Raw genomic sequence first — 9,813 nt, 5'->3', positions numbered from 1 at the left:
CCGGTGAAATTGAAATACCTGTGAAGATGCAGGTTACCCGCGACTGGACAGAAAGACCCATGGAGCTTTACTGCAACCTGACATTGGATTTTGGTAAAGCATGTACAGGATAGGTGGGAGACAGAGAAGCATGGGCGCAAGCTCGTGTGGAGTCGACGTTGGGATACCACCCTTGGTTTACTGGAGTTCTAACTGGAGGAGTAACGAACCTCAGGACAGTGTCAGGCGGGCAGTTTGACTGGGGCGGTCGCCTCCGAAAGAGTAACGGAGGCGCCCAAAGGTTCCCTCAGCGCGGATGGAAATCGCGCGGAGAGTGTAAAGGCAGAAGGGAGCTTGACTGCGAGACGGACAGGTCGAGCAGGGACGAAAGTCGGGCTTAGTGATCCGGTGGTACCGAGTGGAAGGGCCATCGCTCAACGGATAAAAGCTACCCTGGGGATAACAGGCTAATCTCCCCCAAGAGTCCATATCGACGGGGAGGTTTGGCACCTCGATGTCGGCTCATCACATCCTGGGGCTGAAGTAGGTCCCAAGGGTTGGGCTGTTCGCCCATTAAAGTGGTACGTGAGCTGGGTTCAGAACGTCGTGAGACAGTTCGGTCCCTATCCATCGCGGGCGCAAGAGACTTGAGAGGAGCTGCTCCTAGTACGAGAGGACCGGAGTGGACGGACCAATGGTGTACCAGTTATACCGCCAGGTGTACAGCTGGGTAGCTACGTCCGGAACGGATAAACGCTGAAAGCATCTAAGCGTGAAACCGGCCTTAAGATGAGGTCTCTCACAACGGAAGTTTGGTAAGGCCCCTTGCAGAAGACAAGGTAGATAGGCCAGGAGTGTAAGGCGGGCAACCGCTTGAGCGGACTGGTACTAATCGGCCGAGGGCTTGACCTAAAAGGCTAAAAAATGTGCGAAAAACTTCTGTGCAGCTTTCAGGGATTTCCCCAAAATAAATATCCGGTGTCGATAGCTACGGGGATCCACCTGTTCCCATACCGAACACAGAAGTTAAGCCCGTAAACGCCGAAAGTACTTGGCTGGAGACGGCCTGGGAGGATAGGTAGACGCCGGTATATTCCTCGGTAGCTCAGTCGGTAGAGCAATCGGCTGTTAACCGATCGGTCGCAGGTTCGAGTCCTGCCCGGGGAGCCAATTATAGGGGCGTAGCCAAGTCGGTAAGGCACGGGACTTTGACTCCCGCATGCGTTGGTTCGAGTCCAGCCGCCCCTGCCAACTTAATATGACCCACTAGCTCAGTTGGTAGAGCACCTGACTTTTAATCAGGGTGTCGATGGTTCGAGTCCATCGTGGGTCACCAAACCCGGAGGGGTTCCCGAGTGGCCAAAGGGAGCAGACTGTAAATCTGCCGGCGTTCGCCTTCGTTGGTTCGAATCCAACCCCCTCCACCATATTATCGCGGGGTGGAGCAGTTGGTAGCTCGTCGGGCTCATAACCCGAAGGTCGCAGGTTCAAGTCCTGCCCCCGCAACCAACATGCTGGTGTAGCTCAGTTGGCAGAGCGTATCCTTGGTAAGGATAAGGTCGCCGGTTCAATCCCGGCCATCAGCTCCATTTAACAATGCGGGTGTAGCTCAATGGTAGAGCCCCAGCCTTCCAAGCTGGTTGCGTGGGTTCGATTCCCATCACCCGCTCCATTAACTGCCGGGGTGGCGGAACTGGCAGACGCAAGGGACTTAAAATCCCTCGGGTGGTAACACCCGTACCGGTTCGATTCCGGTCCTCGGCACCAGAAAATTTACACGCGGTCGTGGCGGAATTGGCAGACGCGCTAGACTCAGGATCTAGTGGAGGCAACTCCATGGAGGTTCAAATCCTCTCGACCGCACCATTTCATTTTACCCTCCCCCAATATGCGGTTGTGGCGGAACTGGCAGACGCACCATCTTGAGGGGGTGGCGCCCAAAAGGCGTGTGAGTTCAAATCTCACCAACCGCACCAAAACTATTTAAGAAGGCTTTCAGGAGTAATCTTGAAAGCCTTCTTTCATATTTTATTTTAGTTCAGTCCGTGTCATAATGGAACCAGGTAACGTATGAGCTAAGGAGGCAGCAACTTGATTATCAGCGCCAGCCGCAGGACGGACATACCGGCGTTTTACTCCGAATGGTTCATTAACAGAATACGCGCAGGGTTTTGTACGGTTATCAATCCCTTTAACCGGAAACAGGTAGCTTATGTTTCTTTGCAGCCCGGCGATGTAGATGTTATTGTTTTTTGGACGCGCAACGCCCGGCCGCTGCTTCCTTATCTATCAGAATTATCAGCGCGAGGCTACCGCTACTATTTTCATTACACCCTAACAGGGTATCCGTTAATGCTGGAGCCCTATGCTCCTTCTGTAGAGCAGTCAATGGTGAATTTCCGGGAACTTGCCGGCATGATAGGAGCGGATAAACTTATCTGGCGTTATGATCCCATCTTGGTGAGCGACATAACCGACTATGAATATCATCGGCGTAATTTCGCGGCGTTGGCGGCGCAGCTGGAGGGCTTTACCCGGCGGGTTGTTGTCAGCTTGGCCGATGAATACCGCAAGGCGGCATCCAATTTTCGTAAGCTAGCCCAGCAGGGGATTACGGTTAGGACAGACTATAGCGGCGACGCTTTTGCCGACCTAATGACCTGTCTTAGTACTATAGCGCGAAAGCATGACATGGAAATTTTCAGTTGCGCCGAGATTTATGACCTCAAGCCTTATGGCATTTTTCCCGGAAAATGCATTGACGATAAATATCTACGCGCCGTCTTTGGCATCCAAGTAGCGGCCGGCAAAGACAAGTCGCAACGGCCCGCCTGCGGCTGCGTGCCGAGCAAAGATATCGGGTTTTATGATACGTGTTTACATGGCTGCCTATATTGCTATGCCGGTACATATCATGCCGCATACAAAAACCGGCTGGCTCACGATCCTGTTTCTCCGTCCCTTATCGGTTGGTATGAAGCATAAACAAGCCCGGTACAAGGCTCTGCCTTGTATCGGGCTTACTAATTCAGCGTCGCTGCTTTTAACTTTTTGCTTTCTAGTATTTTTCCATCTTATAGTCGACGAAGTCACGGCCATACTTTTTTTCAAGGTAAGGAATGAGACCACCGGCCGAAAGAATTTCCATGACCGGTTCCGACAGCGGGGTAGCCTTATAGGTTTCGCCGGTGGTCTTGTTAGCAATTTCGCCGGTTTGCAGGTTTATGGCGATCGTGTCACCGTCGCGGATGCGGTCTACTTCTTGACATTCCAGTACGGGAAGACCAATGTTGATAGCGTTACGGTAAAAGATGCGGGCAAAAAATTTGGCCACGATGGCGCCAACGCCGGCCATTTTTAGCGCAATGGGCGCTGTTTCCCGGCTGGAACCCGGGCCAAAGTTGGCGCCAGCTACGAGAATATCACCGGGTTTGATTTTTTTGGTGAATTGTTCGTCGATGCCTTCCATGGCATGCTGGGCGATAATTTCCAGTGACTTTTCAAGGTACTGAGGAGGGGAAATAAGGTCGGTATTAATATTGTCACCGTACTTGAGGACATTGCCCTGTAAGATTTTCATACCTTCTTCCTCCTATAAGAATTTCCGCGGATCAGTAATTTTGCCTTCAATGGCGGCCGCCGCTACCGAGGCAGGAGAGGCCAGGAAGATTTCTGCTTCTTTATGCCCCATGCGGCCGACAAAGTTCCGGTTGGTGGACGAGATAGCCCGCTCGCCCCGGGCGAGGATGCCGCTGTGGAGTCCCAGGCAGGCGCCGCAGCTTGGGGCCAAAATCATGGCGCCGGCATCGGACAGAATTTCGATAATTCCCTCGCGGACGGCGCGATGATAAATTGACCGCGACGCCGGCGATACCAATAGCCGCACATCAGGATGGACTTTTCGCCCTTTTAGGATCTTGGCCGCTTCGACAAGGTCCGGGTATCGGCCGTTGGTGCAAGAACCAAGATAGGCTTGATGAATGACTTCGCCTTCGGCCTCGGTGATGTCTACTACTTTGTCCACTTCGTGGGGAAGGGCAATCTGTGGGACCAACGTATCGGCGTTAAACTCAAATTTCTGCGCGTATTCAGCGTCGGGGTCGCTGTACAGCGGCGTGCCTTTCGGCGCGCCGATGCTTTCCAAATAGGCGAAGACCTTGTCGTCCGGCGCCATTAAACCTGTTTTAGCGCCTGCTTCAACGGCCATATTTGCAATGGTCATCCGCTCGTCGACCGAGAGATTTTCGATACAGCTGCCGGCAAATTCCATAACTTTGTAAGTTGCTCCGGCTTGGCCGATTTCCTTGATCGTCCGGAGGATAATATCTTTGGCGTAGACGCCTTGTTGCAGTTTGCCGTGCCAGACGAATAGCATTGTTTCCGGAACGCGCAGCCAGATCTGTCCGGAAACCAGCACGCCCAACATTTCTGTGGAACCGATACCCGTCCCAAAACAGCCGAAAGCCCCGGCGGTCGTAGTATGGGAATCCGTTCCGACCATCAGTGTCCCAGGGATATCAAAGCCTTTTTCTGCCAAAACCTGATGACAGGGGCCAAGCCCTTCGTAGTACTTATTGATACCGTATTCCTTGGCCCAATTGCGGGTAAACTGTAAAATTTCTGCCTGCGTAATGTTGGCGGCCGGCGAATAATGGTCGGAAATAATAACTACTTTTTCTTTATCCCAGATTTGATCGCCCAGTCTTTTAATATGCTCGGCGATGACTACCCGCGGACCCAGCAAGTCATCCATCATGGCGGTGTCCACATTGGCCCAAACGAATTCGCCGGGCTTAACTTGGCGTTTATTGGCCGCCCTGGCAATGATTTTTTCGGCCATTGTCATGCCCATAGGGGTACCCTCCTTGTCGCATTTTGTAAATGTTTTTATTATAACATGAGCAAGCAATTTATTGAAGGAACGGTATTGGAGGGAGGCGCATTTTTTATTCTGAGTAGTGTATATTGCCGCCGGGATTGGATGGTAAATTAAAATGTTTATTTAAAGAGAAAAATTATTTATTAAACCTCTTGCTTATAATTGGACAAGTCTGTTAAAATAAAAACAAGGTAAATATTACCAAGCGCAAATTAAAGGAGGATCTGCTATGATCAGTGCTAAAATGCAGGATGCTTTAAATCGTCAAATCCAGGCAGAATTTCAGTCGGCTTACCTCTACCTTGCTATGTCGGCTTATTGCGAGTCGAAAAATTTAAAAGGCTTTGCCCATTGGCTTAAGGTACAATACCAGGAAGAAACTGGCCATGCTCTCAAGATCCTTGATTATCTCCTCGAACGGGGCGGCACGGCAGAACTGAAGGCAATTGAAGCGCCGTCGGTTGAATTTGGGTCGCCGGCTGAAATTTTTGAAAAAGTCCTCGCTCATGAACAGCATATAACCAGTTTGATTCATAATCTGTATGAGACAGCAGTCGCAGAGAAAGATCTTGCGACGCAAGTTTTTCTCCAATGGTTCATTACCGAGCAAGTGGAAGAAGAAGCCAGCGCCAGCGATGTACTGGAGCGGATCAAGATGGTTGGCGACCGCAGCAGTTCTATTCTTTATCTTGACAAAGAACTTGGCAAACGGGAAGGTTAAAATAAAGACTCCCCAGACGTATAAAGCGTATGGGGGGTCTTTTGATTTTTATGCCTTAAGTGTGTCGGTATCTTGCTCTGCCAATGTTTGCTCGGCGCGTTTTATGGCTTCCCTTACCATCATTCCTACTTCGCGGGTGGTGACGTCACCCCAGTCGCCGTCTTCAATCTTGTTGCCAAAGCCAAGATCATGGGCCAACTTTTTTTTGAGTTTATCGGACATGACTCCATCCATCTGTATCACCTCCGGCGAATTTTACGGTATTTCTTCATATAGCTTGAAACAAACAGCCTGTATTTATGATGACAATTTTTGTTGGTGATTTTCCGATGGTTAGCAATAGTCGAAATTTATATTTCTGGCCTTAGCAGGGTTTGGTAAGGAGATACGAGAAATAATCATGTGGGCACGCCGTAAATTTTGGCAAGGTGAGGGCTGAGAGTGAATAAACAGGAGTACCGCATTGGATTGTATGTGCTGTTTGCAGAAATGTTAAAGGAACCGACTGAGGAATTTGCCCAAGAATTACCGGACATGGTGCAGTATTGCCATGAGGCGTTTGCTGCTTTAGGGTATAATATACCTTTAGCGGCTTACCAGGGATGGGGCCGTTGGGCTGACGATGTCCAGGCTCTTAAAGACGCCTACCTTCGCGCGTTCGTTTTTCCGCCTGACCGGCGGTTGGTGCCAGTTGAGTCAATATACCGGCAATGGACCTTCGATGAAACGGCCGAAGTTCCTATTGCCAAAGAAAAAGGTTATCTTATGAGCGATGCTGCGCTCCATATGCTGGAGCTCTATAAACAATACGGGTTGGAAATTCCCCGTGAATTTCGGAGTATGCCCGACCATCTCTGCCTGGAACTGGAGTTTGCCGCCTTTCTGCTGGAAAAGGAAAGCCCCACGCGCCAGGCGGTTTATATTCGCGAACATCTTGACTGGGTAGGCGACCTATGCCAGGACGCGTTTAGTCTGGAAATTCCGCAGTTTTACCGTGAGGTTGTTTACGTTATTTCCTTGTTCCTGGAGCATGAATTGCAGGCAGTAGCGGAGGCGAGTTAAGTATGGCGTTAAAATTGGAAATAGCGCAGGAAATGCTGTTGGCCGCGGTCGCCGTCATGCCGGTCGAGCGCCAGCCGTTGGCGCACTGCTGGCAGCGCGTGCTGGCCGAAACGGTGATTGCCGATATCGATTTTCCGCCCTTTGACCGTTCACCTTTGGATGGGTATGCCGTCATTGCCACTGAGGTTGAACAGGCTCGGCCGGACGCCCCAGTGCGCTTACGTCAGATCGAAAACATTGCCGCCGGTAGTGTTGCCCGTGAATCCGTCCGGCCTGGCACGGCTTGCCGCATTATGACCGGAGCGCCAATCCCGCCGGGCGCGACTGGTGTCATCCGGCTGGAGGATACGGCGGTAGACGGCGATATCGTTTCAATTATGGCCGGTGCGGGGGCGGCCAAAAACATCTGTCGGCGCGGCGAAGAAATCGCCACCGGTGAAGTTATATTAACCGCCGGCACTGTTATCAATGCTGGTGCGATGGGCATGCTGGCCGTACTGGGTAAGGCTGAACCGCTCGTTTATGTTCGGCCGCGCGTCGCGCTTATTGCCACCGGCAGCGAGCTCATTGCGGTCGATGAACCGTTGGTGCCGGGGAAAATTCGTAATTCCAATAGCTACATGCTCAGCGCCCAGGTGCAGGAGGCTGGCGCTCAGGCGCGGCTACTCGGCGTGGCCGGCGACGATGTGGACGCCATTGCCGAACTTGTCGAATACGCTGCCGACTGTGATGTTTGTATTACCACCGGTGGCGCATCGGTGGGTGATTATGATTTAATCGGCGAAGTCTTTAAGAAGTTGGGCGTGAAGGTACTGTTTGAACGCGTCAGTATTAAACCGGGGATGCCGGTATTGGCCGGCGTGAAAGAAAATAAGTTGTTTATTGGCTTGTCCGGTAATCCGGCGGCGGCCAGCATTTCATTCGAACAGTTGGTGCGGCCGGTTTTGCTCAAAATGAGCGGCCGTACTAATTGGTGGCGGCCGTGCGTTAAAGCTAGGCTGGCAGCGCCGTTTGGCAAAAGCACCGGGGCAAAACGCTTTGTTTGGGCTAGGTGTTGGCAAGGTGAAGCGGGGCTGCTCGCCGAGCCGCTTTCGCTTCAGGGCAATGGTATGCTAAAATCGGCCATTGCCGCTAATGCGCTTGTTGTCATTCCCGAAAACAGCCCGCCACTACCGGCCGGTACGGAAGTAGAGGTTATCCTTTTAGTCAACGGCTAAGGATTAGGTATATTTATGTGGTAATAATGAGAAAAATATAACAAAAGCTGGCAAAGACAATTGACTTTGTTCTTTTTCGTACTATACAATTGATATAGAAATAACCCCCCAGGGGTAGGGGGAGCGAAGGAAGGGTAGTAACGATGAAACGAATTGTGGTGATCGGCGGCGTGGCCGCTGGCCTGAAAGCGGCGTCGAAAGCAAGACGCTGCGACCCGAAAGCTCAAATCACGGTAGTGGAAAAAGGTGAACTCATTTCTTACGGCGCCTGCGGTATGCCTTATTATGTGGCGGGTGATGTAGACAACATCCAACAGTTGATGATGACTCCTGCCGGCGCGGTGCGTAATCCTGCTTTTTTCAAAAATGTAAAAGATATTGATGTCAAAACAAAGACGTTGGCGACCAAGATTAACCGCGAGCGTAAGACGGTAACGGTAAAAAATCTGGAGACAGGTGAGGAAGCTGAACTACCGTATGACAAACTGGTTATTGCCACCGGTGCTTCGCCGGTAAAACCACCGCTGCCGGGCATTGAGTTGGCCAACATTTTCCAGATGTGGCATCCCAATGATGCCAAAGCGGTGCGTGAAGGTTTGGAACGCGGCAAATTCAGCCGGGCGGTAATTATCGGTGCCGGTCTGGTAGGTATAGAAATGGCCGAAGCGCTTAAAATGTGGGAAATCGATGTTTCTGTAGTGGAAATGAAAGATCAAGTGTTTCCCGCCTTCCTTGACCAGGAAATTGCCGGCGCGGTGGAAAAATATGCCCGGGAAAAAGGTATCCACATTTACACGGGCGAGAAAGTGGAACGGTTCAACGGTGACGGCAGCGTGCGGGAGGTTGTCACCGACAAGCGCGTTTTGCCTGCTGATTTAGTAATACTTGCTATAGGTGTGCGGCCGAATGTAGAGCTGGCTAAGGACGCAGGCCTGCAACTTGGCGTTACCGGCGCTATTGCTGTTAACGAACATATGCAGACCAGCGACCCCGATATTTATGCCGGCGGCGACTGTGTTGAAAATACCAATATCATTACCGGCCGCAAGGTCTATGCGCCCATGGGGTCAACCGCTAACAAACACGGCCGGGTTATTGGCGAAAATCTCTGTGGGGCCAAGGCTAAATTCCGTGGTGTCCTCAATACTGTCGTCGTTAAGGTAATGGACCTTACCGTGGGTAAAGTTGGTCTGACGGAACGAGACGCGAAAGAACTGGGTTATGAATATGTAACCGCCCTAGTCGCCGGTCATGACCGGCCGCACTATATGCCAGGCGCCAAACTTATGAGTCTTAAAATTGTTGTCGATGCCAATACGCGCCGGGTTTTAGGCGCCCAAGCCTTTGGCGAGGCCGAGATTGCTAAACGTATCGATGTGATTGCCACGGCCATCACCTTAGGCGGCACTGTCGACGATCTGTTTGACATTGACCTGGCTTACGCACCGCCCTTCAGCAGTCCCATCGACAATGTGGCGGTGGCAGCCAACGCGGTTATGAATAAACTGGTCGGCAAGCTGAAAGGCATTTCGCCCTTGGAAGCCAAGGAAAAACTTAACTGTGAAGACATTGTCTTTCTCGATGTCCGAGTCGCCCGAAGAATGTAAGCAAATCCGGCTGGCAAATTGCAAGGACATCCGCTACATCCCGTTGGGGCAACTTCGCAATCGGTTGAATGAGCTGGATAAAGACAAAGAAATTATTGCCTTCTGCAAAATCAGTTTGCGTGGCTATGAAGCGGCACTCATCCTAGAGGGTGAAGGCTTTGATAAGGTGAAAGTCATGGAGGGCGGCATTGTCGCCTGGCCATTTGAGTGTGAAAAATAACATAACAGTGTTTGAAGGAGAACCGTCGGGAACGGTTCTCTTTTTTTTTTGTTTAGAGCCAGGAGGCGACCGGCCGTGGACTAAGTAGCTGAGTTTCTGTTGAAAACTTTGTTTCAAAATTCACACAT

The 9,813-nt window shown here is 51.3% G+C and carries 9 protein-coding genes, 10 tRNA genes and 2 rRNA genes; 18 read left to right on the top strand and 3 right to left on the bottom strand.

Annotation, left to right across the window (positions count from 1 at the left end):
• From TCARDRAFT_RS14100 to TCARDRAFT_RS14040, 13 genes are all read left to right on the top strand, one after another.
• Positions 1-891, top strand: a 23S ribosomal RNA gene (locus tag TCARDRAFT_RS14100); the annotation flags it as partial.
• 62 nt (positions 892-953) lie between these two features.
• Positions 954-1,070, top strand: a 5S ribosomal RNA gene (rrf, locus tag TCARDRAFT_RS14095).
• A gap of 3 nt (positions 1,071-1,073) precedes the next feature.
• Positions 1,074-1,149: transfer RNA gene (locus TCARDRAFT_RS14090), tRNA-Asn, on the top strand.
• A gap of 5 nt (positions 1,150-1,154) precedes the next feature.
• Positions 1,155-1,230: transfer RNA gene (locus TCARDRAFT_RS14085), tRNA-Gln, on the top strand.
• Between the two features lie 9 nt (positions 1,231-1,239).
• A tRNA-Lys gene (locus TCARDRAFT_RS14080) sits at positions 1,240-1,315 on the top strand.
• A 5-nt stretch (positions 1,316-1,320) separates the two neighbouring features.
• Positions 1,321-1,406: transfer RNA gene (locus TCARDRAFT_RS14075), tRNA-Tyr, on the top strand.
• 6 nt (positions 1,407-1,412) lie between these two features.
• Positions 1,413-1,488, top strand: a tRNA-Met gene (locus TCARDRAFT_RS14070).
• Between the two features lie 4 nt (positions 1,489-1,492).
• Positions 1,493-1,568: transfer RNA gene (locus TCARDRAFT_RS14065), tRNA-Thr, on the top strand.
• A gap of 9 nt (positions 1,569-1,577) precedes the next feature.
• A tRNA-Gly gene (locus tag TCARDRAFT_RS14060) sits at positions 1,578-1,651 on the top strand.
• Between the two features lie 6 nt (positions 1,652-1,657).
• Positions 1,658-1,746, top strand: a tRNA-Leu gene (locus TCARDRAFT_RS14055).
• Between the two features lie 12 nt (positions 1,747-1,758).
• A tRNA-Leu gene (locus TCARDRAFT_RS14050) sits at positions 1,759-1,845 on the top strand.
• 24 nt (positions 1,846-1,869) lie between these two features.
• A tRNA-Leu gene (locus TCARDRAFT_RS14045) sits at positions 1,870-1,955 on the top strand.
• Between the two features lie 115 nt (positions 1,956-2,070).
• Positions 2,071-2,964, top strand: coding sequence for a DUF1848 domain-containing protein (locus tag TCARDRAFT_RS14040; RefSeq protein ID WP_007290636.1), 894 nt, complete (start codon positions 2,071-2,073; stop codon positions 2,962-2,964).
• A 73-nt stretch (positions 2,965-3,037) separates the two neighbouring features.
• Here the strand turns inward: TCARDRAFT_RS14040 and TCARDRAFT_RS14035 are convergent, their stop codons facing one another.
• Both TCARDRAFT_RS14035 and TCARDRAFT_RS14030 read right to left on the bottom strand, forming a co-directional pair.
• Positions 3,038-3,559 (bottom strand): 3-isopropylmalate dehydratase small subunit, encoded by a 522-nt coding sequence (locus TCARDRAFT_RS14035; protein WP_007290635.1) that lies wholly within the window; start codon positions 3,557-3,559, stop codon positions 3,038-3,040.
• Positions 3,560-3,571: 12 nt separating this feature from the next.
• Positions 3,572-4,831 (bottom strand): 3-isopropylmalate dehydratase large subunit, encoded by a 1,260-nt coding sequence (locus TCARDRAFT_RS14030; RefSeq protein ID WP_007290634.1) that lies wholly within the window; start codon positions 4,829-4,831, stop codon positions 3,572-3,574.
• A 256-nt stretch (positions 4,832-5,087) separates the two neighbouring features.
• Between TCARDRAFT_RS14030 and TCARDRAFT_RS14025 the strand changes: the two genes are divergently transcribed.
• On the top strand, positions 5,088-5,579 hold the full coding sequence (locus TCARDRAFT_RS14025; protein ID WP_007290633.1) for a ferritin: 492 nt from the start codon (positions 5,088-5,090) through the stop codon (positions 5,577-5,579).
• Between the two features lie 48 nt (positions 5,580-5,627).
• Here TCARDRAFT_RS14025 and TCARDRAFT_RS14020 read toward each other — a convergent pair whose 3' ends face one another.
• On the bottom strand, positions 5,628-5,813 hold the full coding sequence (locus TCARDRAFT_RS14020; protein ID WP_040683499.1) for a small, acid-soluble spore protein, alpha/beta type: 186 nt from the start codon (positions 5,811-5,813) through the stop codon (positions 5,628-5,630).
• A gap of 207 nt (positions 5,814-6,020) precedes the next feature.
• On the opposite strand from TCARDRAFT_RS14020, the gene TCARDRAFT_RS14755 reads away from it, so the two are divergent.
• From TCARDRAFT_RS14755 to TCARDRAFT_RS16125, 4 genes are all read left to right on the top strand, one after another.
• The gene (locus TCARDRAFT_RS14755; RefSeq protein ID WP_007290632.1) at positions 6,021-6,641 is read left to right on the top strand and encodes a TorD/DmsD family molecular chaperone; all 621 of its coding nucleotides are present in this window, start codon (positions 6,021-6,023) and stop codon (positions 6,639-6,641) included.
• Between the two features lie 2 nt (positions 6,642-6,643).
• Positions 6,644-7,858 carry a molybdopterin molybdotransferase MoeA gene (locus TCARDRAFT_RS14010; protein ID WP_007290631.1) on the top strand — a complete coding sequence of 405 codons (1,215 nt, stop codon included), beginning with the start codon at positions 6,644-6,646 and terminating at the stop codon, positions 7,856-7,858.
• Positions 7,859-8,001: 143 nt separating this feature from the next.
• Positions 8,002-9,465 carry an FAD-dependent oxidoreductase gene (locus tag TCARDRAFT_RS14005; protein ID WP_007290630.1) on the top strand — a complete coding sequence of 488 codons (1,464 nt, stop codon included), beginning with the start codon at positions 8,002-8,004 and terminating at the stop codon, positions 9,463-9,465.
• The gene (locus TCARDRAFT_RS16125; RefSeq protein WP_007290629.1) at positions 9,419-9,685 is read left to right on the top strand and encodes a rhodanese-like domain-containing protein; all 267 of its coding nucleotides are present in this window, start codon (positions 9,419-9,421) and stop codon (positions 9,683-9,685) included. The genes TCARDRAFT_RS14005 and TCARDRAFT_RS16125 overlap by 47 nt, the downstream gene beginning before the upstream one ends.
• Positions 9,686-9,813: the final 128 nt, after the last annotated feature.

Origin of the sequence: Thermosinus carboxydivorans Nor1, from assembly GCF_000169155.1 — a bacterium.
Classification (GTDB): domain Bacteria; phylum Bacillota; class Negativicutes; order Sporomusales; family Thermosinaceae; genus Thermosinus; species Thermosinus carboxydivorans.
This window is presented reverse-complemented; position numbering and strand designations above follow the sequence as displayed.